Here is a 24,982-nt window from a genome sequence, read left to right as displayed (position 1 = left end):
TTGATAATGAGTCATAAGCTCATAAGGATATGACATGAATGATCAGCTAAATGAAACCTTACTGGGCTGGGTCGATGCCTTAAATGGTCCACTCTGGGACTTTTTGGTGGTGTTTCTAGTCGCAGTCGGTATTTTGTATACGATCATGACCGGTGCAGTACAGATCCGTTTATTCTGGCACAGTATCAAAGTCATGAAACGTAGTCGTGGCAAGGTCGATGATGACCATGGTATTACGCCGTTTCAGGCCTTTGTAACAGGTCTGGCTAGCCGGGTCGGTGTGGGTAATGTTGCAGGTGTTGCCATTGCGATTGCTGTCGGTGGTCCAGGTGCTGTGTTCTGGATGTGGTTTACTGCATTTCTGGGAATGAGTTCTGCTTTTGTAGAATCATCATTAGCCCAGTTGTTTAAAGTTCGGGATAACAAGAATCAGCAATTCCGTGGTGGACCTGCGTATTACATTACTCAGGGTCTTAAACAGAAATGGCTGGGAATTGTCTTTGCAATTGCACTGATTACGACCTATGGCTTTGTGTTCAATGCCGTGCAGGCCAATGCCATTACGGGTGCAACCTCACATGCCTGGGGCTGGAATGAAGCCAATCTGATGTTGCCATTAGGTGGTTTCGATCTGGAAGTTTCCTGGATTGGTCTGGTCTTGGTCTTGATTACGGCCATGATTATTTTTGGCGGGATCAAACGGATTGCAAAAGTTGCTGAAGGGGTGGTCCCTTTCATGGCAGTTCTTTATCTGGGTGTAGCTTTATATATCGCCGTCATCAATTACGATATGTTGCCGTCTATTTTTCAGCTGATCTTTAGCAAAGCATTTGAGTTTGAAGCAGCTGCAGGCGGTTTCTTCGGTGCCATGATCTCGATGGCCATGATGATGGGGATTAAGCGCGGTTTATTTTCGAATGAAGCGGGGATGGGTTCAGCACCGAATGCGGCGGCTGCCTCTGACGTGAAACATCCGGTGAATCAGGGTCTGGTTCAAATGCTTGGCGTATTTGTAGATACCTTCGTTGTGTGTTCATGTACCGCTATCGTGATTCTGGTTTCTGGCCTATATGAAAATGCCGGTTTTGAAGGCGTGACCTTGACCCAGATGGCGCTTGAAAGCCAGATTGGTGCTTGGGGCGATGACTTCCTGGCCTTGATTCTGTTCCTGTTTGCCTATTCTTCTATCATTGGTAACTATGCCTATGCAGAAGGAAATATTCAGTTCATCAATAATAACAGCAAGGTCATGTTTATTTTCCGGTTGCTGGTATTGTTTATGGTGTATTTTGGCTCGATTGCTAGTGTGCCGTTGATCTGGAATATGGCGGACCTGTTCATGGGTGTCATGGCCAGTATTAACCTGATTGCGATTGTGCTGCTGATGCCATTTATTTTGATGCTGCTCAAGGACTATACCGGTCAGCTGAAACGTGGCATCGAGCAACCAGAGTTTAAGCTCGATGATCATCCGAAATTTAAAGATAAAGTTAAATCAGATATCTGGTAAGACTTGAGCAAAAGCCCCGACTGGTTCGGGGCTTTTTTATGGGTTTAAATGGTTAGAATGACACAAAATTAAGATAGCTTTGATATAGGATAAAGCCAGCAATCAGGCTGAACCAGACTGGTAATTTCGAGCGTAACAGTAAAATCATCACGATGACAAAAACCAGATCAGACCAGGAACGAAAATATGCCTGAGAGAGATCAATCAGCAAATATAAAAGCAGACCGACCACCGCTGCATTAATCCCGTTCACCGCCTGAAAAATAATACGTTGCTGCATTAACCATGACCAATAAGGCAAAGTAGCAAAAATCAGAAAAAACGAAGGCAGGAAAATGGCACAGGTTGCTAACAGTGCATTAATCCAGGATGAACCTGTCCAAGGCAACAGAGCACCGACATAGCTGGAAAAACTAAATAATGGACCCGGCATCAATTGGGCAAATGCATAACCTAGATCGAAAGATTGGGGCGAAAGTAAATTGGTCGCCACAAAGTCCTGATGCAGCAAAGGCAGAATGACATGCCCGCCACCAAAGACTAATGAGCCAGTTTGATAGAAATCAGCAAAAAATGCGAGTTCAGGCCAAGAACCAGATTTGACTAGTAGAGGAATCAGGAAAAACGGTAATAAAAATGCGATGAACCAGTAAGGTGCATGACGTGGCCGAATATAACTTGAGTGAATGGTAGATGAATTTGAAGCGGGCTTATTTTCCTGAGGAGAATTGGAAAATTTTGCCATTACGAGGCCAAAAACTGCCCCTAAAATAATGACCAGTAGCTGATTCAAACTGATACTAATGAAGCTTAGGATCAGGACTGAAATGAAGACCAGTACATACTGCCAGATGCTCTTGCAGAAGCTATTGAGCATTTGCCAGAATGCCCAGACGATTACAGAAAAAACGATCAATTGAATGCTATGAAAGCTGTTTGAGTTTAGAATATGGAAATAGTGCTGACCGAGTACTGCGATCAAGCTCATCAGAAGCGTTGAAGGCAGAGTAAATCCAAGCCAAGCCACGAATGCCCCAGCATAACCTCTTTGCAGATAGCCAATTGAAAGGCCTACCTGACTACTGCTTGGGCCGGGCAAAAGCTGCGCTAATGCAACCAGCTGGCCATATTGTGTCGCATTTAACCACTGTAACTGGTCGACAAATTTACGGTGAAAAAACACCAGATGCGCTGCCGGTCCACCGAATGCCATACAGCCCAGTTGCAGGAAAGTGAGAAAGATCCGGTACAGTGAAGGTGTATTCATACAGTGGCTGAAAATTGAAAGACATTAGTGCAACTGTATGACAGTTTTACGAAATTCTACAGATTATTTAAGCATGTGTTTATACACTATGTTGCTTTAACAAAATGAGGACGTGCTCTGCATGCAGAAATATGTACTGAGTATATTGGCGATGACAATGGTAGGTTTGAGCGGCTGCCAAACGACATCCGGTTTTAATCCATCTAACTCTAGTCATATCAAATCTGCCAGTTCAGTAGCAGAAGCCCAGGCACGTCCAAACCAGATCAATTTCCGCAAGATCAAGCAAACAGAAAACCGTCCGGTGATTGCACTCGTTCTTGGCAGTGGCGGTGCGCGTGGCTATGCGCATATCGGTGCAATTGAAGTATTGGAGCAGGCAGGCATACAACCTGACTTTATTGTGGGAACCAGTGCTGGCAGTATCGTAGGTTCCATTTATGCCAGTGGTAAACCAGCGATTGAACTGCGTAATATTGCATTAAGCATGAAAGCAACTGACGTCCGCGACATCAAGCTGGACCGTAAAGGCTTTTTTGATGGCAAAAAAGTTGAAAATTATGTGAATTTACAGGTCGATCAGACACCTCTGCAAGCCATGAAAATCCCGATGTTTGTGGTAGCCACAGCCTTGAAAGAGGGCAAGCGCGTAGTTTTTAATTATGGTAATACCGGTCAGGCAGTGCGTGCATCCGTTTCTATTCCAAGCATGTTTATTCCGACTGTTATCCAGAAAAAGGAATATGTGGATGGAGGGCTGGTCAGTCCGGTGCCGGTCAAAGTGGCTCGTGAGTTGGGCGCTGATATTGTGATTGCTGTCGATATTCTGGCACAGCCGATCCATACCGAAACCACCAATGTCTGGGGCCTATTCAACCAGAACATCAATATCATGCAGCAACGTCTAGCTTCTGAGGAACTGCAATACGCCGATGTAGTGATTCAACCAGACTTACGCGAAAAAGGTCATATCTTTGACGTGCGTGGCAGGGAGTTGACCATGGATGCTGGGATTGAGGCGGCTAAACTCAAGCTACCAGAAATTGCTCAGGTCTATCAGAAGCATAATTATAGTCAAGGTCATCAGATTCCATTGCTCTTGGCTCAGCAACAATAGTTTGTTCTAAGATTTTGAATAAAGTATTTATTTTTCAAATAGATGTATAAAGATATTCACCACTTTCCTCATATAGGTGAAAAGCGGCTCATTTTTGCTCATCGTTTTTAGAGATGAGCTGATGTTTTCTACCTATTGAAAGTCACTTAAAGCCCAAGTTTTAATGGGAAATAAATCTTTGAATTATAAAAATATAGTGATTTTATGAAAATATTTTAAGGCTATTTTTTGATTTTAACAAAATTATTCACAGACTTAAGTTAAACAACTGTTCAAAAGCTTAGAAGATCATGACAGAATAAAAATCGACAGATTAATAAATGTAAAAGCCATATGAATCACATCGAAATTGGCCAGCAAGTCACATTAGCTCAGTTTGAAAATACGATTTTTACTGTAACTAAAGTTCATCCCGATGGTTCTTTTACCGTTGAAACTATATTGCATGGCCAGCAGACTTTAAGTTATGAGAATGTGGCGCGAGAAATGTTGAGACAAGTGCCTGCTTAATTCGAGGTTATTTTTTGTTAATGCATGCAGTTTTCTTAAACCGAGTTCTGCATGCTTAATGGAAAATTTCTTCATTGCAGTGCATTGATTCAAGAAAATACTTTAGTGGATAAATTCCTGTTTATTTTATAGTTACTGAAAATAACTTTCTGATGATTTCTATGGATCCTCAGAGGAATATCTTTTTTTTTTGTATGGAGAAAAATTTCATATCAAGAATTATGATGTTTTATTTGCCGAATTGAACATTTTATTTAGGCCAAAAACGCTATAATAATGGTCTATATCATTGTCATTCAAAGAGTTCAGAGAAAACGATGGCCCCTTTAGATCAAATTGCAACAGCATCGGATGACCAGTCAGAGTTAACGATGTCGGTCCTTATGACGCCAGATATGGCGAACTTTTCAGGAAATGTACATGGTGGAACAATTCTGAAATTATTGGACCAGGTTGCTTATGCTTGTGCGAGTCGCTATTCGGGTAGTTATGTCGTAACCCTGTCTGTAGACAAAGTAAATTTCAAAGAACCGATTCATGTGGGTGAGCTGGTGACTTTCCTGGCAAGTGTGAACCATGTAGGTCGTACTTCAATGGAAATTGGCATTCGTGTAGAAGCGCAAAATATTCAGAAACGTACTGTACGCCATACCAATAGTTGCTACTTCACGATGGTCGCTGTTGATGAAAATGGTAAGCCTAAACAGATTCCACCGCTGAATCTGGACAATGACTGGAAACGTTGCCGTTTTGAAGCAGCTGAACAACGTAAAGTTGCCCGTCTGCAGGAAAATCATCATCCTTCATGCAGTATCTATAAAAAATCAGCGCATAGCTAAGAACTAAACTTAATTTGCTTATTAAAAAGACCTTCAATGAGAGGTCTTTTTTTGTCTATAAAATTCATTTAACTCTGGCTTAAGCTTCTTTTTTAATCTAATATGAAACGATACGTATCGTTTTGTTTTTTGGTTTTAAGCATGAGTGAAGAAGAAAAATGTTCACGGCGTCAGCACAGTATTCTGCAGGCGGTTTCGGATGCACTGGCAGAAGGTGAATATCATCAGCTAACCATTGAAGATGTGGCTGCACGGGCAGGGGTTGGCAAATCTACGATTTACCGCTGGTGGAAACATAAATCTGAACTGGTACTAGATGCTTTCAAGCAGCGCACAGCAGGGGTATTTGAACTGGATGCTTCACAAAGCTTGCGCAGCAATCTGGTTCAACAGCTAACTCTGCTGGTTCAGGCGCTTAATCATCCGGTAGGCCGAGCTTTGCTGGTCGTTATGGCCAATCATCGGGAGCTGGCTGCAGACTTTTTTCAGCAGTATCTATTACCACGTCGAAAACAAACCCACCAATTGATTCAACAGGCCATCAAGCGTGGGGAATTACGTGCGGATTATCCTTTTGACCTGATGCTGGACACCTTATACGGGCCGATTCATTACCAGATCATTTTCTTCAACCGCATGCCGGATGATCAATATATCCAGAATCTGGTAGATCTGGCCTTAAGCCCAGCTTTGATTTCTCCCTGAGTTTAGTCAGTTCTTAAATTTGTTTTTAAAAGTTGCGTGTTATGTCTGCTAGTCCTGAGCGCTTATGGAATCGCTCCTTTATTCTGTGTTTATTGAACAATCTGTTCCTGTTTGTCTATTACTTTGCCTTACTGACCATTCTGCCGGTTTATATCATGAAAGATCTGGGCGGATCAGTCAAAGAAGCAGGTTTAGCTTTGACCCTGTTCTTAGTTTCATCCATCGCCATTCGACCTTTTTCTGGCATGATCATCGAGAAACTCGGCAAGAAATTGGCAATGCGCGGAGCCGGAGTTATTTTTGCCTTATTTTCCTTTAGTTATTTGCTGGTCGATAGCATGTGGTCATTATTGGCAGTGCGTTTCTTACATGGGATCTGGTTCAGCATACTGACGACGGTCACCGTTCCCGTTGCAAATGAGTTTATTCCGGAATCTCGTAAGGGTGAGGGCATGGGCTATTTTGTCATGTCGACTAATCTGGGTGTGGTATTTGGTCCATTACTGGCCTTAACCGTAGTTCAGTTCACCAGCTTTAAAGTGCTGTTTGGCTTGCTTGCCGTGATTATCTCTATCGGCTTGATCTTTTCCTTCATGCTGAAAATTACCGAATTAGCAAAACCTCAAGCTACAGTGGTCGAAAAATCAAAATTCAGCCTGCATGACATTATTGAAGTCAAAGTGCTGGCGGTGAGTTTTGTGGCACTGCTCACGGCTTTTGCTTACTCCAGTATCATGAGTTTTATCACGCCCTTTAGTGAAACCAAGCAACTACTGGCTTATACCGGCATCTTCTTTATTGTTTTTGCGGCCTCAATGTTGTTGGTACGGCCTTGGGTGGGCAAAATTTACGACCGTAAAGGACCAAGTGCAGTTATCTATCCTTCCTTTATTTTCTTTGCGATTGGCATGATGATTGTCGGTGTCATGTCCAGCCAATGGACTATGTGGTTGTCTGCGGTATTTATCGGAATTGGTTACGGTTCATTATTTCCATGTTTACAAACTCTGGCGATTCAATCTGTCGAAAAACAGCGTATGGGCCATGCAATTTCTACCTTTTTTACCCTGTTTGATATTGGACTGGCAGTGGGTTCAGTAGTGATGGGTATGATCATTGCGCAATACGGTTTTGAAAAGACCTATATGTTCTGTGCAGTGATGGTGATTTTCACTTTATTGATCTACCGTCAATATGTGGCCAGGAAGCGACCTTCGATTTCAGCATCCTTACCGGAAGAATAAAATGGAATTAAGACATTTACGCTATTTTGTTACAGTGGCTGAAGAGCTGAATTTCACCCGTGCAGCTGAAAAACTGAATACTGTTCAGCCTTCACTCAGTCAGCAGATTAAGGATCTGGAGCGTGAAGTAGATGCGCAATTGCTGGAGCGGAATAACCGCAAGGTTGAGCTGACCGAGGCTGGACAGGCTTTTCTAAAGGAAGCTCTGTTGAGCTTAGAACATGCGGAACGTGCCGTGCAGGCAGCCCGTCAGATCGCCCATGCACATAAGGGTCAGCTGAATATCGGCTTCGTACCGGTCGCGGAAATGAAAATTTTTCCTTATATCATGCCGAATATCCGTGCACATTTTCCTGAACTGAAAGCACTGTTTCATAGCCTGACCGATGCAGAACAGTTTAGCGCGCTGAGACAGGGCAGTATTGATATTGCCTTTACCCGCTACCGAGATCAGTCGGATGAGTTTGAGTCCGTTCAGATTTTTGATGAGCCACTGACGCTGATTGTGCCGAAAAATTCTCCGGTCGCAGAAATGCCCTATGTCAGCATCAAGAAGTTTGAAAATCAGGACTTTGTGATTAGTGATGAACAAGCCTCACCACAGCTGCATAAGATTATTGATGATTTCTTTAGGCAGTCGAAACTGAACGTGAATGTGGTGCAGTATTCCACCAATATTCTGCTGAATGTCAATCTGGTCGGCATGGGGGTTGGCTGGAGTCTGGTACCAGCCTATGTGATTCCATTACTCGGCGATAATATTGTGGTGAAGAAAACGCTGGAACCTTTACCGATGATTGCTCTCTATGTCAGTTACCGTAAAAATAACCAGCATCCTGCGATTGAGCTGATTCTGAAAGTGCTCAAAGAAAAGTTTTGTGTAGACCTTTTTAAGTAAATTATTGATCTTCCATAAATGAAATGTGCTACAGAAATGATCTGTAGCACATGCTTTTTAATCGCAGAGGAAAATCGCTTTATACTGAAATTCAAAAAATAAGAAATCGATTGAAGCAGAATGATAAAGCTCTATAACAACCCTCAGTCACGTGGCATGACCTTGCTGCCTATCCTTAAAGAACTACAGATTGAAGACCAGCTTGAGCAGGTGGAAGTTCCTTTTAAAGATATGCATCAGCCTGAATATCTTCAGATCAATCCGATGGGTAAAGTCCCATGTCTGGTCGATCAAGGCGTCGTAATTTCAGAAATGGCGGCTATTATCATCTATCTGGCAGATAAGTATCAGGACAAAGGATTGGCACCCGCTTTAGATGATCCCAAGCGTGGTACTTATTTAAAATGGATTTTCTTCTGTCATGGGCCACTGACTGAATATATTGATGTAAAAAATTTACAAGTATCTCAAGAACAGATTGAAAAGGTCCGAACCAGTTTAAGTTTTGGTAACGAAGCCGCGGTATTTGATTTTTTTAAACGAGGTTTGTCGCAGGCCAAGCCTTATCTTTTAGGTGAAAAAGTTTCTGCTGCAGATCTATATGTGGCCTATTGTCTGATCTTCGCAATTAGTACCAAAATTTTGCCGCCGTTGGAAGAATTTAAACCTTTCCTACAGCAAATGGCACGTCGTGATTCTCTCAAAGATATTTCATGGTTTGAGCAATACCGAACTTAGCTTCTATGTTCATCTATAAATAAAAATCACGCCGTAGCGTGGTTTTTTTGACTGAGGTCAATTATTTGACATGGAGCTTGTTAAATAGCGCCTGACTTGTGCTTTCTATAGATTGAGGAATCGCTAAGGCTGCCACGAAGCGGTCTGGACGCAGGATGACGATAGAGTCCTTGGTCTTGCCGAACCAGGTACGAATGTCCGTACCGATATCACCAATGGTGATCACATCTTCGTATTGCTTACGATGTTGATTAGACAATTGAACTGTAGGAATAACCTGGATAAATTTTACGCCAAGTTTTTTCCACTGTTGTATCGTTTGCTTGCTTAAGCCCCATTTCGGATCCACCCCCCAGGCAATGATGGCAAAGTCATTGCCAATCACTTCATCCAGCAATACAGTTTCATCAGACTCCAGTTTCACCTGCGGCTGAATGAACATCTTGCCGACTGGAGAGTCTTTCTGAGTATTGGCCAGCAGGGCACCATCATGATACTTCGGCATAGGCTTAAAGCGCATTTCCAGCAGGTACTGTTTGATTGGCTTGATATAGTTCAATGCGTAAGCAATACCGTCACGAACAAAGCCTTGCCATTTTTTTGGTGGAGCAAGGACGTGGCCTGCCATGACTGAAAGATCGATCATCGCCTTGGCATGATCCTTACGTTCTACCTGGTAAGAGTCCAGTAATTCATGGCTTGCTTTACCCTGGATCACCAATGCAACTTTCCAGGCCAGGTTAAAGGCATCACGCATACCGCTGTTATAGCCTTGGCCTTGCCATACCGGCATGATGTGCGCAGCATCACCAGCAAGCAGGATACGGTCAGCACGGAATTTATCTGCAATACGTGCATTGTGGGTATAGACACGTTGACGAATTACTTCGATTCCATCGGTATTCGGTAAAACTTTAGAAAGCAGTTTAGCAATATTTTCCGGTTTACTGAGTTCTTCCTGAGTTTCGCCTGGCATAACCATGAATTCGAAGCGGCGAATGCCATGCGGCAGGGCAGCTGATACATAAGGACGCACCGGGTCACAGCATAGATAAATATGTGGGGTTGCCAATGGGTCATTATCGATATCAATCACGATCCACTGGTTTGGCGCAGTTTCACCTTCGAATGGAATGTTGAGGGTACGGCGTACATAAGAGTTTCCACCATCACAGGCAATCAGGTATTGCGCACGAATGGTTTCTAAGCTGCCATTTTTAGTCTGAACATTTAAAGTTACACCCTCAGCATCCTGGCTGAAATGTGTCAGATGGCGAGAGAAAAGTACTTCAGTTTTTTTATATTGTTTGAGGCCTTCTAGCAGAACGTTATCTACTTGTGGCTGAATGAAAGCATTACGGCGGGAGAAACCAAATTCACGAGTCAGTGGCTGAATGTCTGCGAAGCAACGGCCTTTGGGTGTCAGGAAGCGCATGGCATGATTCGGGGTAGTATGCGGCAAGACCTGATCAACCAGTCCCAAAGATTGAATGGTACGCAAGGATTCATCATCAATGCCGATGGCACGCGGATAATCGATCAGACTATCTAGCTGTTCAACCACAGTGACCTGTACACCCTGTTTGCTTAAATAGTTGGCAATTGTTAAACCTACCGGGCCGGCCCCCAAAATCGCCACTTCAGTGGTGTAATTTGTATTGCTCATCGCGAATGTCCATTCCATCAATTCAGGATTGAGACTATTAAGGAACAATCAATAGCGCTAAACAAGCTAGTCCATAGTAGGTCATGTCTATCAAAAAGATTTAGTTGAAAAGAATTTTATTTTAATAAGTTATTGATAATAAATAATAATATTTAAATTTATTCATAAGATGAATGAATCCTATGATCATTTCTGGCTATAGTGAATAGCCTATAAGGTATAAAAAAGCTGAATCACGCAGTTGCATGATTCAGCCTTAGTCTACATCCGGCAGCATAGGTCAAACCTACTGGAGATTTACTGCACGAGATGTTGCTTTAAACCTGATTAACGAGTCGATGTCGACTTAGTTGTTTTTTTACCATCTTTGTCTTCTGTAGCAGCTTCAGACGCAGCAGGCTGGTCAGCAGGTCCAGCTGTGGTTACATTTAGATTTGGGTTATTCGTTGCAGGAAGTTCCTGAGTTGTCACAGTGACTTTCTGTTCCTCAGTGGTCTTCGTGTCAGTGGTGTTGTTTGCTGCAAAACTGGTAGCTGCGGCTGCAGTAAGCGTTGTTGCAAGTAAGATTTGTGCATATTTCATGTTGAGCATCCTTTTTATTACATTTATAAACTGCCGAATGACCATCACATCAATCCGGCAGGAATTCATCCTAAGCATGAAAATTTTATGGAGCAAAGCAATTAACAAAAGCCGCACGAAGCTGTTAACCAAGCAAATACAATCATTGGAAATTTGTTTTCTTCTGTTAAATGTATAGGAAATTGTTAGCTGGAAATGTGTGTAAATATTTCAAATATAGCGTTTAAGTGAACTAGTTAACGGTTAAAAAGTACTTACTACAGACTGTTATTTTTATTTGAACCGAGATAAATAGAATCTAATCATCCAAGAATGAACATTTTTGCAAGAGTCCAGTGTTCTATAATAGTCAGGTTTACTACTTCTAATTCTATCTTTGAGAATCAATTTTGAAAGTTCTTGCCGCTCAGCAGCCTATTCCTGTACACATCATTTCCGGATTCTTGGGTGCTGGTAAAACCACTTTATTAAAATATTTACTGAGCCAGAAACCGGAGCAAGAAGTCTGGGCTGTGCTGATGAATGAGTTTGGTCAGATTGGCGTCGACCAGCAATTACTGCCTCAGGATCAGGGCTATGCAGTAAAAGAATTGCTGGGCGGCTGTTTATGTTGTAGCAGTCAGTTGCCAATGCAGATTGCTTTATCCCGGCTATTGTCAGAAACCAAACCGGACCGGCTATTTATTGAACCTACAGGACTCGGACATCCCGGGCAACTGCTGGAACAGCTCACCGAACCGCATTGGCAGAGTCATTTGAAAATGCAGGCTCTGGTCACGGTAGTCGATGGTTCACGTTTACATGATCGGGACTGGACGCATCAGAACCTGTATGCGGATCAGCTGAAAGTTGCCAATATCGTGGTTATTTCCCATGCTGATTTGATGACTGAAACTGATCATGCTGCTTTAACTGAACTCAAGTCTGAGTATCAGCCATATGCCCAGCACTGGCTGATGATAGAAAACGGACAGCTGGATATTGAGCAAATCAAACAGGATTATCAGGGTGCTTCACGTCAGATTCAGCCACTGCTCAAGCAACAGCGCCAAGTGTTGGGAGAGGTGCCGGCTGTCGTACATCAGTTGCCTTATCATTATGTTGAAAGTGCACAAGGCTATCAGGTGGCAGGTTGGAAATTGCCAAAACGCTGGCAGTTTGATTTTTATGATCTGCTGGATCTGCTTTGTGAGCAGCAGGATTGGCTCAGAATCAAAGGGATTTTTAATACCAATCAGGGCTGGAAAAGCTTTAATTTCAATCCTGATCAGTTTAATTATCAGTCTGCCGAAGAAGGCATTGATAACCGGGTAGAAGTGATTTACCAGACCTCACGTGACTGGCTGGAATTTGAAACCGCCTTAATGCAATGCCGGATTGTTCAGGAAAAATAACTTCGAATCTGCGTGTTGAAAATAGCTGGATAAGATGAAATCTGTTCAGCAAAAATGCAATAAATCTTATATGCTAGGCGCCAAATTTGAGGATTGTATTATGGCGTTAAAAGCGACAATTTATAAGGCAGATTTGAACGTTGCCGATATGGATACCCATCGTTATGAAGACTATCAGTTGACGATGGCGCTGCATCCTTCGGAAACCATTGAACGTCTGATGGTACGTGTTTTGGCTTATGCACGTTTTGCTGGCGAGGCGCTTGAATTTACCAAGGATCTGTTTGAGACTGATGAGCCAGCGCTGTGGGAAAAAGACCTGACTGGCCAATTATTGAAATGGATCGAAGTGGGTTGTCCTGACGAAGATAAAGTCAAAAAAGCCAGCGCACGTTGCAAACAGGTCGCAGTAGTTGCTTATGGTTCTTCAGTTGATGAATGGTATAAACGTAATTCCAAACTGAAAACGCTGTCGAATGTTGAGGTCTGGAAAATCTCGACCGCCAGCACTGAAGCGGTACAACAGTTATGTGAACGTACCATGCAGCTGCAACTGAATGTCATGGATGGCGAATGGACCTTGATCGGTGATCAGGCCCAAGCTGTAATTGAATGGGAACAGTTACAATAACAGCCAATAAGGATGCAAGTCTCGGCTTGTATCCTGATTCAGAAATTGCGTATACCTGACAATAATAAAAATGAAACAGGGATAAATATATGCATCCGGATCTTTATCGTTTGCTCATTGCCCTCGGTATTGGTGCAATTATTGGTGCAGAACGCGAATATCGCAGTAAGTCTGCCGGTTTGCGGACTATGATCATGGTCAGTCTGAGTTCCTGCTTGTTCACGATTATGTCAATCAAAATTGGTCTGGATAGTCAGGATAGGATTGCAGCCAATATCCTTACTGGCTTGGGCTTTGTCGGTGCGGGAGTTATCTTTAAAGATGAAAACCGGATTTCAGGCATTACGACAGCGACAACCATCTGGATGACAGCAGCACTGGGCATGGCAGCTGGCGCGGGTTATGAATGGCTGAGTCTGTTTGCTACTTTTATTGTATTAATCGTGCTGATTTTTCTGATCTATGTCCAAGAGGGAATAGAAACTTTAAGTCAGGCACGAACCTACCGAATTATCTGTCCTTATCAACGTAAAACCTTAGAGCAATACGAAGAATTATTTAAAACTTATAATATGAAAGTCGTTCGCAGTGTGCAGCATAAAACGGAACACCGTATTAGTGGACGCTGGATTTTAATTGGCTCCGCCGAAAATCATAAAAAATTGACTAACTATTTACTGAATGATTCAAATATCCAGGAACTCAGCTTTTAATCCTTTAAGCCTCAAAGCTAAAGGAATTCTGTCTAATCCCGTTTATACTATGCGTATTTGCCAGAGAAAGGATATTGGTCATGACCAAAGAGCTAGAAATTATTGATTTGAAAGTGGGTGAAGGTAAAGAAGCGGTTAAGGGCGCGCTTATTACGACTCACTATACTGGCTGGCTAGAAGATGGCACCAAGTTTGACTCATCACTGGATCGTGGTAACTATTTTGAAACCGTGATTGGCACTGGCCGTGTGATCAAGGGCTGGGATCAAGGGATTATCGGTATGAAAGTGGGCGGTAAGCGTAAACTAATTGTGCCTGCTCATTTGGCTTATGGTGAACGTAAAATGGGGAATATCATCCCGGCCAATTCAAACCTGATTTTTGAAATCGAACTGTATGATGTTAAAACACGTGATTGATTCACTGAAATAAGCTTCATTCATTGTGATGAGTGAATGTTGAACGGGTGAAGTCTTAGCAATATGGACTTCATCCGATGAGCTACAAAAAAAGCTTTGCACTCCCTGCTATTCGACGTAGATTATAAGAAGAATAAAGCACTTTTCAGGAAAATACTGTCTTTGCAAAACATGATAAGGAATGTCTATTCTGTAATATTGATTTGGAGCATTAGCTGGGTCCTATTAGTGATGATTCCAGTTTTCGCCCAGGCATCTCTTGAATCTTCCTCTGTCACGCAGCACAGTCAACCGCATATTTCCGAAATTCACTTTACTGAAGATCATAGTAGCCAATTGCCCCAAAATTGGCAGTTTTATCCAAACCAGTTTATTACTGAACCAAGTTCCGTACTTACTCCGCAAGAGGTTCAATTACCCGCTTCATTTAAAGACCTGACCGGTTCAAATATTGGCTATGGAACCTTTATCGGACATTTCAAAATTCCATCAGAATTTATCGGACGTCGGATCGCCGTGCATATTCCGGCTGAATATGGTGCCTATCGAATCTATATCGATGGAAAATTTATTCTGCGGCATGGGGAAATTGCGAAAACAGCGGAAGAGCAGAGAAATGAAAGGGCTCCTCGAATCGGTTATTTTGTTCCTGAAAGTGAATATTTCACCATGAGTATTCAGGCGTCAAATTATACCCATCTACATGGCGGGATTGAGCAGCCTATACGCATTGGAACAGCCGGGACTATTAACCTTCAATATCAGCAACTTATGATGAGCATCAGTATGGTCTGTGGACTGGTGCTGGGGGTGGGCTTTTTCACGATTCTTTTTTCAATGTTTAGGGGATCAACAGAACGCAATAGCAAAAGTATTTTTATCTTTGGCTTGTTCATTATTTTTCTGGCCTTGCATAACTTTTTTGCAGCGCCGTATGCCTATTCGATCGTGACTAAGCTCGGTTGGCTATGGGGAACACGCCTAGAATATCTGTTCACTTTCCTGGCGATTCTATTTTTCCTCAGTTATATGTACCTGTTTAATCAGCGCTATTTGCATCGATTTATTTATAGTGTTGCCGCAGGACTTTTACTACTGAACTGTGTCGTAACCCTGTTGACCGATCCGGAAAATTTTCAACGTCTGGCCTTGTATAGTGCGATTTTCGGGATAGTCGTGGTGGTCAATTTTATCTATGGCTTTTATCAGACTTTACATCATAAAGACAATTATTCGCGCTTGACTCTCTATGCGGTCATTTTTCTATGCCTGACCTTTATAAATGACTATTTATTGCTGATCAATGTGATTGAAAGTGTGCATCTGTCTTTTATCTCGACCAGTCTGTATGCCGTGATCATTATGTTTCAGCAGTCGCAAAATTATGCCCATCAAACCTATGCGACAGAGCAGTTGAATATGAATCTGAAAGAGTTAAATAATTCACTCGATCAGAAAGTCAAAGCACGTACCGAGCAATTACGTGAACTGAATGCCAAACTCGAACATCAGGTGAATATTGATGCTTTGACGGGAGCCTTTAACCGCCGTGCTTTAAATGACCAAATCCAGCAGCAGTTTTTATACTGTCAGCAACATCCACACAGTACACTGATTTTTGCCATGCTCGATGTCGACTATTTTAAAAACTACAATGATTATTATGGGCACTTAAAAGGAGATGAAATTTTACAGAATCTGGTCAAGGTCATTCAGACGGTACTCCCCGAATCCGCGTATTTAGCCCGTTATGGTGGAGAAGAATTTGCGATTCTACTTACTGATGTACCTGTCCAGGCAGCATTTCAATCTCTGGAAAAAGTCTTAATCAAGATTCGCGAACAGCAATTTGAACATTTAAATCGCACAGATGATAAATCCTATGTCACGGTCAGTATGGGCATTTCCTGGATGGATCAAACACATCCATATCCAGATATTCATGCACTGATGAAAGCGGCAGATGTACAGTTATATGCGGCTAAGCAGGCAGGGCGAGATCAACTTAAAATGACATAAAAAAGTTTTAATTTTAAAAAGCGTATTTATATAAATGATAATTTTCTTCATTTTCCGATTGAGGATTCGGTGAGAAAAATCCATTTTTTTGATAATAACTTAAAGCCGTTTGAGTCGATTGGACTTTAATTTTATGGATATTTTTACGCACTAAGGATTTGTGCATCTGATCAAAAAGCTGGGTGCCAAAGCCGAGTCGCTGGAAACGTGCAGCCACATAGTGCATCAGGATTTCTCCAGTGTCACTGACCAGCAAAAAGCCGACAATCTGATCATTTAAAATATACACCCAGCAGTCGTTATAAAGCATTTCCACAATTAACTGGGCGTGATTAAACTGCTCCAGCCAGTGCTGGATCACGCTGTCTTCACGTTGATGATCCAAAATACAGGATTGAATACTGTCGTGGATGACCTGAATTATTTGAGGTATATCTTGAATCTTCCCTTCACGAATCATAATTTTATTCATTTACTCGACCATAAAGAGGGACCTTTTATTTGAAGGAAAATGCTCAAAAAAACAAATACCAATCGTGTAGCTTTTTGAGTGCATTTGCTAAAGAATCCAGAGTTAATGATCAATTCTGTAGTGATTTGTCTGCTTTATTTATCCTGATCAATATTGGTCTTTTGAATTAATTCTAATTTTTAACAAGATTTTAGATTTTCATTTCAAATTAAATACTAGGAAATAGGGCTCAACCAAAGAAAAAATCCAAGAAGATCTAAAAAAATCCTCAAGTTTGCTGTACAAAAAATAGACTTGTGTTAAGTTGAAAGAAGATCGCCAAATCAAGAATTGGCAGACCGTGATAAAAATAAAATTAACCACACGAGATGATCAATGATTCTTAAATTCCTGATTTTTTCATGTCTAGCCCTGATACTTTATGCGACCTGGTTTATCGGCATGAAAATCTATAAAACCCAGCGTTATGTAAAGAGTAAACGTGTCGAAAAAAAGGACCCGATTTCCAGCAGTACTGAAGAGAGTCAATCTGAGTCTCAGGAAACATTGCATGTGGTCGATGCCTATGAGCTGGAACTGTTTGATGACGTGGCGCAATTATTTTTCCAGCATCAGGTTCAGATTCAGGACCGCAATGAAGCAGAGCAGTTACAGCAGGAACTGCTCCGTAAGATGCCGATGCATACCGGTACACAAATCCGTCAGATGGATTTAGGCGAATGGTCAATTTTCTGGAATTTTTATGACCAGTCACTGGAGTATTATGTCGGCCGTTATGGAGTATTTTATGCCCATGTCGACCGTTTCGGCGAGGAACACCGTCAGGAAATCAGAACCGATATTCAACAGGCACGTTATGCTTAAGCAGCTAAATGCTTAAATGCTCTAGAAACTAAAATCAAGCTGCATATTTGAGTTGATGTAATTCGCTGAACTTGGTGAGCACTTCATCCCAGAGCTGTTCTGCGCCCTGACGGAAATAACCCATATGTCCCATATGCTTGAGTCCATAATCAGCTGCCTGAATATTGATATAATGCAACGGAGCCTGACGATAATGTTGCATAAAGGCTTGTCTGGATTCAGGTAAGGCCCAGGCATCATCAAGCGCGGCTACGGCATAAATAGGTGTTTTTACCGCCGCATAATGGGCATGCAGGTCTTTCAGTTCAGGATCGGCAAAGAAATAGGTCGGATTTTTACACCATTTTCGCCACTGACGATAAACATCACGTGGCAAGTCAGCGCCCATATTTAAACGGTTCCATGGCAAATAACCTGTCACTGCCACCATCGGTGGGAAAACAATATTCCAGATTACCTGAACCTTGATTCTTTCAGTTAAAGGCATATAACCATGCCAGCCAGCACCAGTGCCAAAGCAGTACATTGCTTCAATGCGATCATGATATTTGCTTAATCCCAAGGCCTGTCCGCCATAGGAATGGCCAATCATATAGATGTCCAGACCGGTTTGGCTGAGATAATCAATCGCAGCGCTGAGATCATATTGCCCCCAGTCCAGATATGACATTTTAAAATTCTTTAAACATTTAGGCGCAGAATCAGCCACCCCACGATAATCAAAAGTCAGTACCTGAAAACCTGCATGTGCTGCATAATCGGCAAAGCGCCGGTAAAAAGCTTGGGGAACACCTGTCGCACAGGCGATGACAATATTGGCTTTGGCATATTCACTGCGGTAAAGCTTGCCGGTTAAGGTATAGCCATCTTCTGCCAGAAACTGCACGGTTTCAACCTGAACTTTTCCTTGTTGCATACTGGATATCCTTATACGTGGATTGAATCAGGGGAGGTGAATCTATATTATTTTTAATCTGATCTAAGCCATGATGTCAAAACTCACGAGTCGTAAATGACATCTATGCTTACCTATATGGCATGTAATCGCCTCATACAAAAGGAAGGGCTACCTCATGCTGATTGATTTTCATCAGGCACAATTACAGAAATTTATGGCTTTAGCGACTCAGGTTGAAGCTGAACCGGAACACTATTTACAGTTTGATTCCGTTTCTGATTTTTATAAGGCCAGCTGGTTAAAGAAATTTCCTGCGGGTACGGTCTGGTATGCTTCCGGCCTAGATGATGGGGCAGAAGAATTTCATGCGGTCATTGAGTATCGTGAAGTTCAGCTTTTACTCAGCTGTGGACCCTGTATATCTGCAAAAATTGCCTGGAAACATTGACCTCAATGCCAATTTTTCTCAATAAAAAAATAATGACAGCCGATGTAAAATTGACTTAAATAGCTTATCTTCTCTGTCAGATGATTCATTTGACTTAATTTGAGTCCATAACCCCTAATAAAAATAAGGAAAATAGATATGGCCCACCAGTTTACCGTAAATGCAATTATTCGCGGTGTTTCGATTGATGAGTTTAAACGTCTGGCAAATGACATCAGTTTGCATGAAGCGGTTTGTCATCGGATCCCTGCTCAAAATATGGAAATTCTGGTTTCAGAAAAGCAGGGACACCTGTATACCCTGAAACGTGCCTACAATCTGGATGTCAAAATCCCAGATATTGCCAAAAAACTGCTAAAAGATGCATTTCGCTTGCAACGTACCGATGTCAGCAATTTAGAAGAAATGACTTCTGTTGTGGAACTAGGTGCCAATCTGCCAATTGAAGCCAAATGTCAGCGTGCCGTTACAGGTGATGAACAGCAGATCCAGTTCCTGTTGAACTGGACGGTGAATGTGAAAGTGCCTTTGGTCGGTGGCATGCTAGAAAAACATGCCGAAGGTGAAATCCGTAAATTCAGTGAGATCGAGATCAGCATCGTGGAAGATGAGCTACGCAAGAATCTGAAGGCTTAAGCTCGTATTTTTACGCTTAGGAAAAGAGCCTGTGAGTCAGGCTCTTTTTTATTTTAGGCTGTTTTTTCAAATTTGCTGCGGTAAAGCAGGGCAGTAAATAGCGTCACTAGACAAACGGTCCAGATATAGTACAGGGCACCAATATTGCTATATAGGCTCAACCATTGTACCAGTGGCAAGGTGATTCCACCTGCAATCGCATAGGCCAGATTATAGGAAAATGAAATTCCGCTGAAACGGATTTGTGCCGGGAACATTTTCACCATGCTATAGGACACCATGCCCACGGTTCCTGAGCTCAGGCCTAGGAGCATATACAGCATGAATACGGTAGATGCTTCAACATGACCCAGACTGTGATAAAAAATCCCAGCCATTGCCGCGACAAAAATAGAGCCAAGCAAAATCACTTTACCTGCACCGAAACGGTCAGCCAGTACACCCGCAATAATGCAACCGAGCATTTGCATCAGGATCGCAGCACTTTGCATTTTGAATGCATCAGCACGTTCGAAGCCAAAACTAGCCACCAGCAGATTCGGCATCGCCAGAATCAAGACCACCACACAGCCGGTCAGGAACCAGGTAAATAACATCCCAATGCCTACAGCAGTTTTGTGGCTTAATAGTACCTGTTTGACTGGTAATTCTTTCGCCAGTTCTTTTTTCGCCTGCATGGCTTTAAAGACTGGAGTTTCTTTCAAATAACTGCGCAGGTACAGTGCCACAAAGCCGAAAATCCCACCCAGAATGAAAGGAACGCGCCAAGCCCAGTCTTTGATTTCCGCTTCAGTGAACTGAAGTGAAATAAATAGCGACATTAGGGCACCAAGTAGAATCCCGAGCGATAGGCCGGCAGTCAGCAAACCATTGGCAATCCCAATTCGGCGTTCTGGCACATGCTCTGACACAAAGGTCCAGGCAGCCGGAATTTCACCGCCAATCGCAATACCTTGAATAACACGCATCAATAGCAGCAGTAATGGTGCAGCATAACCAATACTTTCAAAGGTTGGCATGATCCCGATCATGAGGGTCGGTAGCGCCATCAGCAAGATGGATAGACTGAATAGACGTTTACGACCGATCAGATCCCCAAAATGTGCCATCACCACACCACCGAGTGGGCGGAAGAAATAGCCTGCGGCAAAGATGCCATAGGTATTCAGCATGGCCCAAAATGGACTCAGGGTACTTGGAAAGAACAGTTCGGAAATTAGTTTGGCGTAGAACACATAAATGACAAAATCATAGAATTCCAGTGCGCCACCTAGGGACGATAGTCCGAGGGTGCGTTTATCAGCACGGCTCAGATAGGGTTGTGCATTCATGTGGTCGTTCCATTATTTAATATCCATGACTTGAATGCTGATTTTAAAGAAGGGTTATTTTCTTGAATAATCAATCTTTCTTTGTTTAATCTAAACTAAAAGTTATTAAAATTTGAACGAACGAAATTATTTGGAATATTTTGATTAATTATTTTCCTGTTAAGTGAAGTTATTAAGGCAACCATAAGCTGGATTTCGACATACTACTTAAAACCCAGCTTATCTTTTTTAGACGTATTTATTCATTTTAGTATGATGTTCATTCTGTAATTTTCCCTCTAAGATAGAGTTAAATGAAAAAAATACAGGAAAGCGCGATGACAAATACCTTGGCGGTGGCACAGCAAGGTGAGGCCATTTTAACCCTAATTGCCAGTCCGGTCACACAGGCTGAATTTGACAGTGACTGGTTGCGGCAATTTAACAGCGCCTTGATGGAGACCATGCAACAACGTCAGGGCGTGGGCATTGCAGCACCGCAAGTTTATGTGTCTAAACGCATTATTATTGTCGCATCACGGCCGAATTTACGTTATCCGGATGCGCCGTATATGGAAGCCGTGACCATGATCAATCCGGAGATTATCAGTACTTCAGCTACACAAGTATTGGGTGAGGAAGGCTGTTTAAGTGTGCCCGAGCAAAGAGGGAGGGTAGCTCGAGCAGAAGAGGTTGAGGTGCGTTATTTTACCTTAGAGGGAAATGAAATGGTTCAAGTGTTCAAAGGCTTTCCGGCACGAATTGTACAGCACGAAATTGACCACCTGAATGGAATTCTATTTGTAGAGAAGCTTGCAGAAGCATAATTACTTGGTCTGAATTGCAGTGCCATAAGCAAAGACTTCAACCATACCGCCTTGCATGCCAAGTTCAGTCGTACTGAGGCGGATTCCCATAATCTGGTCAGCGCCCATTTTTTCTGCTTCCAGTTTTAACCGTACTATAGCTTCACGTCGTGCCCGTTCAACGACACTCTCATAACTGGTCAAACGACCACCTAACATGTTTTGCACATTAGCAATCGCATATTTAAAGTAATCATGTGAAATGACCACATTGCTGCTGATCATATGACCGGGGAATGTAGATTCGTTAAAACGGCTATTATTGACCCGGATATAAGCTAAACGCTGTTCCTGCTCATCCAGATATTGCAGATGCTTGCGCTCGTTATAGCGACCAAAACCGAAACCCACGCTGAACAGAATGGCAAAAATGACAATCTGTATAATCAATCCGTCCATGCATTAGTTCGCCTGTGAAAATGGATCAGGCAGTTTAGGCATGACTGGATCAGCGATAACTGGATCAGCGATGACTGCTGTGCCATAAACAAACAGCTCAGAAGCACCTTGGGCAATATTTGAGGTAGAAAAACGGATACCTACAATCGCATTGGCACCCATACTGCGAGCTTTTTCAATCATCCGGTTCATGGCTTCCTGACGGGATTCTTCCAGTAATTCGGTATAAGCGGTCAACTCGCCGCCGACAATATTTTTCAGGCCGGCCAGCAAATCACGTCCAACATGCTTACTGCGCACAGTACTGCCATAGACCACATCGATTTGCTGGCGAATGGTATGTCCCGGTACAGATTCCAGATTGCTGAGTAACATTCATATCCCTAAATTAGAAAAAATACTTTGATTATTATTACACTTAAAATAGATAGTTTAGTCATTATAAATTTCTTCAGATGACTCAGGCAGCTGGGGTAAATACTTTGTTTGGATCACCCCTTGAGCTGACCAATAGGGAAGTTCAAGTTCAGTAATACCTTCTGCATAAGAAGCCAATTCATACAATGGATAGACAAATACAATTCCATTGGCATTGAAATAGAAATTATCACTTACTTCAAATGCATTTTGCTCAATATGATGTTGTTCAAGCCACTCACGATTATGTTCGTAAAGTTCAGTTTTGAGTTTTTCTTTGCTTGCAGGTGCCAAAATATCATTCAGGCTTAAACGCTGCTTGGTATTGAGATCAAAAATAACGTAGTCACTATGATGCATACCATGTGCAGCGCCTGCTGGGTAATATTCGGAAAAGTATGTAAAGTTTGCGATATTGTAATGCTGACCGATATAACGTACAGCAGTGGTACTGTAGTTGGTTGATGGCATTTCAGGATCAAGAGTGACCTCTACAGCAGGTGATTTGTCGAAAGCTTCAGCATGGTCTTTTTGTAAACGCTCCAAAAAATATTGGTTTAACCAATTTACATTCGTTTTCACTGTTTGCAGATGATATTTAGTGCAACTGGCAAACTCATCCTCACTGGCTGGATGGCATACTTCATTTTTACTGAGCTGTACACGTTCAGTTTTAGCCTTAATCAACGGTAAGCTTTCTTTTTCAGCGACGGTTTCCGCTGTTGGTTCAGGTTTTGAATCTACTGTATTTTTTTGTTGGCATGCGGTTAAGAAAATTGAACTTACCAAGGCAGATAACAATATTTTTTTCATCGATTTACATTTTATAAAGTGTTAAGTCTCATCCAATTGAGTATACAGATTTCTTGATTCAATAAAATATATCGGCTATTGGACCAACGTATAAAAAAAGCCCACCGAAGTGAGCTTTTCTGAAAAAGAGGTTGAGCTTATTTTGCCTGTTCCACACGACGCTGTTCGGTCACAGATGGGCGATACGGCACAGTGTCTGAGGTGTTAACTTTCAAACCACCACCAAGGCTCTTGTACAGCTCAACCTGGCTGTTCAGATTCGCCTGTTCAAGTAATAACAAACCTTGTTCTGCTGCATATGAAGCACGTTGTGCATCCAGTACAGTCAGATAGCTGTCAATACCGGCACGGAAACGTGCTAGAGACAGGCGGTAAGTCGTGTTAGTCGCATCAACCAGACGGCGTTGAGCAGCAATACGGTCACCAATATTCTGACGTACCGCCAGGGCATCATTCACTTCACGGAATGCAGTCTGAATGGATTTTTCATAATCTGACAGCGCAATTTGCTGATCTGTTTCAGAAATACGAATATTGGCCTGACGTGTACCCCAATCGAAAATTGGAATATCCAGACTTGGGCCTATAGACCACGCAAAACTGCCAGATTTGAACAGATCACCCAGATCCGCAGATGCAAAACCTGCAGAACCCGTCAGGCTGATGGTTGGGTACAGACGCGCACGGGCAGCACCAATATTGGCACCTGCAGCAGACAGACGATATTCAGCAGCACGTACATCCGGACGGTTAATCAGCAGATCACTTGGTAAACCTGCACCTAGTGCCGCATTAGAGGTAATGCGGGTAACACGTTGTGCCGGTAACAGGTTGGCCGGTACAGGTTGACCTACAAGTAGATTTAGCAGGTTTTGTGCCTGAGCCACCTGGGTGCGATAGTTGGCAACATCATTACGTGCAGTTTCAACAGAAATCTGTGCTTGACGTACTGGAAGTTCGCTATCGATTCCCACATCAAAACGTTTCTTGTTTAGGTTATAGGATTCAAGCTGGGCTTTCAGTGTTTGCTCAGCCAGTGCCAGATTGGCATTGGCAAATGAGTAACTGAGCCATGCTTGGGCTACCTGACCGATCAGGGAAATCTGAGTCGCATCACGCGCACTTTGAGTCGCCAGATAAGTATCTAAAGCATTGTCACGCAAGCTACGCACACGACCCCAGAAATCTAGCTCAAATGCAGTTACGCCTAGACCGACATTATAAGTCGTCACAGCGCCACGGCTTTGCGGGTTGTTACTGCCAGTATCCTGACGTAACACGCTGCCGCTCGCACCAATGGTTGGCAGACGGTCATTTTCAGAAATCTGATAAGCCTGTTGGGCACGCTGAATGTTTAATGCGGCAGTACGCAAATCACGGTTATTGGTCAATGCCAAGTCCAGTACCTGTAACAGGCGCTGGTCAGCAAAGAATTCTTTATAACCCTGTTCTGCTACAGAAGTACCTGAAGCATTGGTATAACTGCTTGGGATATTTGCCTCTGCAACGGGCTCTGGGCCACGCATGCTTTGACATGCAGTCAAAGCAAGCGCGAGGGCAGATACCGCAATGCTACGACCTGTAATAGACCATATATTTTGCATTAC

Annotated in this window: 27 protein-coding genes; 17 read left to right on the top strand and 10 right to left on the bottom strand. The window is 42.7% G+C overall.

Going from position 1 to position 24,982, the window contains the following annotated elements; translation table 11 throughout:
- Nucleotides 1-34 precede the first annotated feature (34 nt).
- Complete coding sequence (locus FTU03_RS07410; RefSeq protein ID WP_159123382.1) at nt 35-1,510, top strand: sodium:alanine symporter family protein; 1,476 nt, start codon at nt 35-37, stop codon at nt 1,508-1,510.
- Between the two features lie 52 nt (nt 1,511-1,562).
- Here FTU03_RS07410 and chrA read toward each other — a convergent pair whose 3' ends face one another.
- Nucleotides 1,563-2,777 carry a chromate efflux transporter gene (chrA, locus tag FTU03_RS07405; RefSeq protein WP_179992632.1) on the bottom strand — a complete coding sequence of 405 codons (1,215 nt, stop codon included), beginning with the start codon at nt 2,775-2,777 and terminating at the stop codon, nt 1,563-1,565.
- Nucleotides 2,778-2,898: 121 nt separating this feature from the next.
- On the opposite strand from chrA, the gene FTU03_RS07400 reads away from it, so the two are divergent.
- The 7 genes from FTU03_RS07400 (at nt 2,899) to FTU03_RS07370 (ending at nt 8,828) form a co-directional block, all read left to right on the top strand.
- Nucleotides 2,899-3,894: a patatin-like phospholipase family protein gene (locus FTU03_RS07400; RefSeq protein WP_159123384.1), complete on the top strand. Its 996-nt coding sequence runs from the start codon at nt 2,899-2,901 to the stop codon at nt 3,892-3,894.
- A gap of 333 nt (nt 3,895-4,227) precedes the next feature.
- Nucleotides 4,228-4,404: a hypothetical protein gene (locus tag FTU03_RS07395; RefSeq protein WP_162835329.1), complete on the top strand. Its 177-nt coding sequence runs from the start codon at nt 4,228-4,230 to the stop codon at nt 4,402-4,404.
- A gap of 317 nt (nt 4,405-4,721) precedes the next feature.
- On the top strand, nt 4,722-5,243 hold the full coding sequence (locus tag FTU03_RS07390; RefSeq protein ID WP_004784949.1) for an acyl-CoA thioesterase: 522 nt from the start codon (nt 4,722-4,724) through the stop codon (nt 5,241-5,243).
- A gap of 141 nt (nt 5,244-5,384) precedes the next feature.
- Entirely contained in the window at nt 5,385-5,948 is a 564-nt protein-coding gene (locus FTU03_RS07385; RefSeq protein ID WP_179992631.1) for a TetR/AcrR family transcriptional regulator, read from the top strand.
- 41 nt (nt 5,949-5,989) lie between these two features.
- Nucleotides 5,990-7,192, top strand: a complete 1,203-nt coding sequence (locus FTU03_RS07380) for an MFS transporter (protein WP_179992630.1) — start codon at nt 5,990-5,992, stop codon at nt 7,190-7,192.
- A gap of 1 nt (nt 7,193) precedes the next feature.
- Nucleotides 7,194-8,090, top strand: a complete 897-nt coding sequence (locus FTU03_RS07375) for a LysR substrate-binding domain-containing protein (protein ID WP_159123387.1) — start codon at nt 7,194-7,196, stop codon at nt 8,088-8,090.
- A gap of 120 nt (nt 8,091-8,210) precedes the next feature.
- Nucleotides 8,211-8,828, top strand: coding sequence for a glutathione S-transferase family protein (locus tag FTU03_RS07370; protein WP_179992629.1), 618 nt, complete (start codon nt 8,211-8,213; stop codon nt 8,826-8,828).
- A gap of 61 nt (nt 8,829-8,889) precedes the next feature.
- Here FTU03_RS07370 and FTU03_RS07365 read toward each other — a convergent pair whose 3' ends face one another.
- Together FTU03_RS07365 and FTU03_RS07360 are read right to left on the bottom strand one after the other, a co-directional pair.
- On the bottom strand, nt 8,890-10,494 hold the full coding sequence (locus FTU03_RS07365; protein ID WP_179992628.1) for a bifunctional 3-(3-hydroxy-phenyl)propionate/3-hydroxycinnamic acid hydroxylase: 1,605 nt from the start codon (nt 10,492-10,494) through the stop codon (nt 8,890-8,892).
- A 327-nt stretch (nt 10,495-10,821) separates the two neighbouring features.
- A complete protein-coding gene (locus FTU03_RS07360; protein ID WP_179992627.1) occupies nt 10,822-11,076 on the bottom strand; it encodes a hypothetical protein in 255 nt (84 codons plus the stop codon).
- A gap of 389 nt (nt 11,077-11,465) precedes the next feature.
- Here FTU03_RS07360 and FTU03_RS07355 point away from each other — a divergent pair, with 389 nt between their 5' ends.
- The 5 genes from FTU03_RS07355 (at nt 11,466) to FTU03_RS07335 (ending at nt 16,252) form a co-directional block, all read left to right on the top strand.
- On the top strand, nt 11,466-12,470 hold the full coding sequence (locus tag FTU03_RS07355; RefSeq protein WP_159123390.1) for a GTP-binding protein: 1,005 nt from the start codon (nt 11,466-11,468) through the stop codon (nt 12,468-12,470).
- A 100-nt stretch (nt 12,471-12,570) separates the two neighbouring features.
- Nucleotides 12,571-13,101 carry a YaeQ family protein gene (locus FTU03_RS07350; protein WP_159123391.1) on the top strand — a complete coding sequence of 177 codons (531 nt, stop codon included), beginning with the start codon at nt 12,571-12,573 and terminating at the stop codon, nt 13,099-13,101.
- A gap of 89 nt (nt 13,102-13,190) precedes the next feature.
- The gene (locus FTU03_RS07345; protein ID WP_103799665.1) at nt 13,191-13,814 is read left to right on the top strand and encodes an MgtC/SapB family protein; all 624 of its coding nucleotides are present in this window, start codon (nt 13,191-13,193) and stop codon (nt 13,812-13,814) included.
- Between the two features lie 80 nt (nt 13,815-13,894).
- Complete coding sequence (locus tag FTU03_RS07340) at nt 13,895-14,233, top strand: FKBP-type peptidyl-prolyl cis-trans isomerase (protein WP_159123393.1); 339 nt, start codon at nt 13,895-13,897, stop codon at nt 14,231-14,233.
- A gap of 231 nt (nt 14,234-14,464) precedes the next feature.
- Nucleotides 14,465-16,252 carry a GGDEF domain-containing protein gene (locus tag FTU03_RS07335; RefSeq protein ID WP_257224154.1) on the top strand — a complete coding sequence of 596 codons (1,788 nt, stop codon included), beginning with the start codon at nt 14,465-14,467 and terminating at the stop codon, nt 16,250-16,252.
- A 13-nt stretch (nt 16,253-16,265) separates the two neighbouring features.
- Here FTU03_RS07335 and FTU03_RS07330 read toward each other — a convergent pair whose 3' ends face one another.
- On the bottom strand, nt 16,266-16,712 hold the full coding sequence (locus tag FTU03_RS07330; protein WP_179992652.1) for a GNAT family N-acetyltransferase: 447 nt from the start codon (nt 16,710-16,712) through the stop codon (nt 16,266-16,268).
- A gap of 390 nt (nt 16,713-17,102) precedes the next feature.
- On the opposite strand from FTU03_RS07330, the gene FTU03_RS07325 reads away from it, so the two are divergent.
- Complete coding sequence (locus FTU03_RS07325; RefSeq protein ID WP_179992651.1) at nt 17,103-17,588, top strand: hypothetical protein; 486 nt, start codon at nt 17,103-17,105, stop codon at nt 17,586-17,588.
- 34 nt (nt 17,589-17,622) lie between these two features.
- Here the strand turns inward: FTU03_RS07325 and FTU03_RS07320 are convergent, their stop codons facing one another.
- The gene (locus FTU03_RS07320; RefSeq protein ID WP_179992625.1) at nt 17,623-18,504 is read right to left on the bottom strand and encodes an alpha/beta fold hydrolase; all 882 of its coding nucleotides are present in this window, start codon (nt 18,502-18,504) and stop codon (nt 17,623-17,625) included.
- Nucleotides 18,505-18,661: 157 nt separating this feature from the next.
- On the opposite strand from FTU03_RS07320, the gene FTU03_RS07315 reads away from it, so the two are divergent.
- On the top strand, nt 18,662-18,934 hold the full coding sequence (locus tag FTU03_RS07315; RefSeq protein WP_004784921.1) for a hypothetical protein: 273 nt from the start codon (nt 18,662-18,664) through the stop codon (nt 18,932-18,934).
- Between the two features lie 138 nt (nt 18,935-19,072).
- Nucleotides 19,073-19,570, top strand: a complete 498-nt coding sequence (locus FTU03_RS07310) for a DUF2505 family protein (protein WP_004784919.1) — start codon at nt 19,073-19,075, stop codon at nt 19,568-19,570.
- A gap of 53 nt (nt 19,571-19,623) precedes the next feature.
- On the opposite strand, the gene FTU03_RS07305 is transcribed toward FTU03_RS07310, so the two are convergent.
- Nucleotides 19,624-20,901, bottom strand: a complete 1,278-nt coding sequence (locus tag FTU03_RS07305) for an MFS transporter (protein ID WP_179992624.1) — start codon at nt 20,899-20,901, stop codon at nt 19,624-19,626.
- Between the two features lie 317 nt (nt 20,902-21,218).
- Between FTU03_RS07305 and def the strand changes: the two genes are divergently transcribed.
- Nucleotides 21,219-21,707: a peptide deformylase gene (def, locus tag FTU03_RS07300; protein WP_179992623.1), complete on the top strand. Its 489-nt coding sequence runs from the start codon at nt 21,219-21,221 to the stop codon at nt 21,705-21,707.
- On the opposite strand, the gene FTU03_RS07295 is transcribed toward def, so the two are convergent.
- The 4 genes from FTU03_RS07295 to adeK form a co-directional block, all read right to left on the bottom strand.
- Nucleotides 21,708-22,145 (bottom strand): YbjQ family protein, encoded by a 438-nt coding sequence (locus tag FTU03_RS07295; RefSeq protein WP_159123399.1) that lies wholly within the window; start codon nt 22,143-22,145, stop codon nt 21,708-21,710.
- Between the two features lie 3 nt (nt 22,146-22,148).
- Complete coding sequence (locus FTU03_RS07290) at nt 22,149-22,520, bottom strand: YbjQ family protein (protein ID WP_179992622.1); 372 nt, start codon at nt 22,518-22,520, stop codon at nt 22,149-22,151.
- A 57-nt stretch (nt 22,521-22,577) separates the two neighbouring features.
- A complete protein-coding gene (locus FTU03_RS07285; protein WP_159123400.1) occupies nt 22,578-23,375 on the bottom strand; it encodes an RsiV family protein in 798 nt (265 codons plus the stop codon).
- A gap of 137 nt (nt 23,376-23,512) precedes the next feature.
- A complete protein-coding gene (gene adeK, locus FTU03_RS07280; protein ID WP_179992621.1) occupies nt 23,513-24,979 on the bottom strand; it encodes a multidrug efflux RND transporter AdeIJK outer membrane channel subunit AdeK in 1,467 nt (488 codons plus the stop codon).
- Nucleotides 24,980-24,982 lie beyond the last annotated feature (3 nt).

The organism is Acinetobacter sp. YH12046 (assembly GCF_013419905.1).
Classification (GTDB): Bacteria; Pseudomonadota; Gammaproteobacteria; order Pseudomonadales; family Moraxellaceae; genus Acinetobacter.
Note: the sequence above shows the minus strand (reverse complement) of the source record. Positions and strands in the feature narration are given on the sequence as shown.

Excerpts from the sequence above, each read along its gene's own strand:
- FTU03_RS07410 (WP_159123382.1), top strand. The coding sequence starts at position 35 with ATGAATGATCAGCTAAATGAAACCTTACTGGGCTGGGTCGATGCCTTA.
- chrA (WP_179992632.1), bottom strand. The coding sequence starts at position 2,777 with ATGAATACACCTTCACTGTACCGGATCTTTCTCACTTTCCTGCAACTG.
- FTU03_RS07400 (WP_159123384.1), top strand. The coding sequence starts at position 2,899 with ATGCAGAAATATGTACTGAGTATATTGGCGATGACAATGGTAGGTTTG.
- FTU03_RS07395 (WP_162835329.1), top strand. The coding sequence starts at position 4,228 with ATGAATCACATCGAAATTGGCCAGCAAGTCACATTAGCTCAGTTTGAA.
- FTU03_RS07390 (WP_004784949.1), top strand. The coding sequence starts at position 4,722 with ATGGCCCCTTTAGATCAAATTGCAACAGCATCGGATGACCAGTCAGAG.
- FTU03_RS07385 (WP_179992631.1), top strand. The coding sequence starts at position 5,385 with ATGAGTGAAGAAGAAAAATGTTCACGGCGTCAGCACAGTATTCTGCAG.
- FTU03_RS07380 (WP_179992630.1), top strand. The coding sequence starts at position 5,990 with ATGTCTGCTAGTCCTGAGCGCTTATGGAATCGCTCCTTTATTCTGTGT.
- FTU03_RS07375 (WP_159123387.1), top strand. The coding sequence starts at position 7,194 with ATGGAATTAAGACATTTACGCTATTTTGTTACAGTGGCTGAAGAGCTG.
- FTU03_RS07370 (WP_179992629.1), top strand. The coding sequence starts at position 8,211 with ATGATAAAGCTCTATAACAACCCTCAGTCACGTGGCATGACCTTGCTG.
- FTU03_RS07365 (WP_179992628.1), bottom strand. The coding sequence starts at position 10,494 with ATGAGCAATACAAATTACACCACTGAAGTGGCGATTTTGGGGGCCGGC.
- FTU03_RS07360 (WP_179992627.1), bottom strand. The coding sequence starts at position 11,076 with ATGAAATATGCACAAATCTTACTTGCAACAACGCTTACTGCAGCCGCA.
- FTU03_RS07350 (WP_159123391.1), top strand. The coding sequence starts at position 12,571 with ATGGCGTTAAAAGCGACAATTTATAAGGCAGATTTGAACGTTGCCGAT.
- FTU03_RS07345 (WP_103799665.1), top strand. The coding sequence starts at position 13,191 with ATGCATCCGGATCTTTATCGTTTGCTCATTGCCCTCGGTATTGGTGCA.
- FTU03_RS07340 (WP_159123393.1), top strand. The coding sequence starts at position 13,895 with ATGACCAAAGAGCTAGAAATTATTGATTTGAAAGTGGGTGAAGGTAAA.
- FTU03_RS07335 (WP_257224154.1), top strand. The coding sequence starts at position 14,465 with ATGATTCCAGTTTTCGCCCAGGCATCTCTTGAATCTTCCTCTGTCACG.
- FTU03_RS07330 (WP_179992652.1), bottom strand. The coding sequence starts at position 16,712 with ATGATTCGTGAAGGGAAGATTCAAGATATACCTCAAATAATTCAGGTC.
- FTU03_RS07320 (WP_179992625.1), bottom strand. The coding sequence starts at position 18,504 with ATGCAACAAGGAAAAGTTCAGGTTGAAACCGTGCAGTTTCTGGCAGAA.
- FTU03_RS07315 (WP_004784921.1), top strand. The coding sequence starts at position 18,662 with ATGCTGATTGATTTTCATCAGGCACAATTACAGAAATTTATGGCTTTA.
- FTU03_RS07310 (WP_004784919.1), top strand. The coding sequence starts at position 19,073 with ATGGCCCACCAGTTTACCGTAAATGCAATTATTCGCGGTGTTTCGATT.
- FTU03_RS07305 (WP_179992624.1), bottom strand. The coding sequence starts at position 20,901 with ATGAATGCACAACCCTATCTGAGCCGTGCTGATAAACGCACCCTCGGA.
- def (WP_179992623.1), top strand. The coding sequence starts at position 21,219 with ATGACAAATACCTTGGCGGTGGCACAGCAAGGTGAGGCCATTTTAACC.
- FTU03_RS07295 (WP_159123399.1), bottom strand. The coding sequence starts at position 22,145 with ATGGACGGATTGATTATACAGATTGTCATTTTTGCCATTCTGTTCAGC.
- FTU03_RS07290 (WP_179992622.1), bottom strand. The coding sequence starts at position 22,520 with ATGTTACTCAGCAATCTGGAATCTGTACCGGGACATACCATTCGCCAG.
- FTU03_RS07285 (WP_159123400.1), bottom strand. The coding sequence starts at position 23,375 with ATGAAAAAAATATTGTTATCTGCCTTGGTAAGTTCAATTTTCTTAACC.
- adeK (WP_179992621.1), bottom strand. The coding sequence starts at position 24,979 with ATGCAAAATATATGGTCTATTACAGGTCGTAGCATTGCGGTATCTGCC.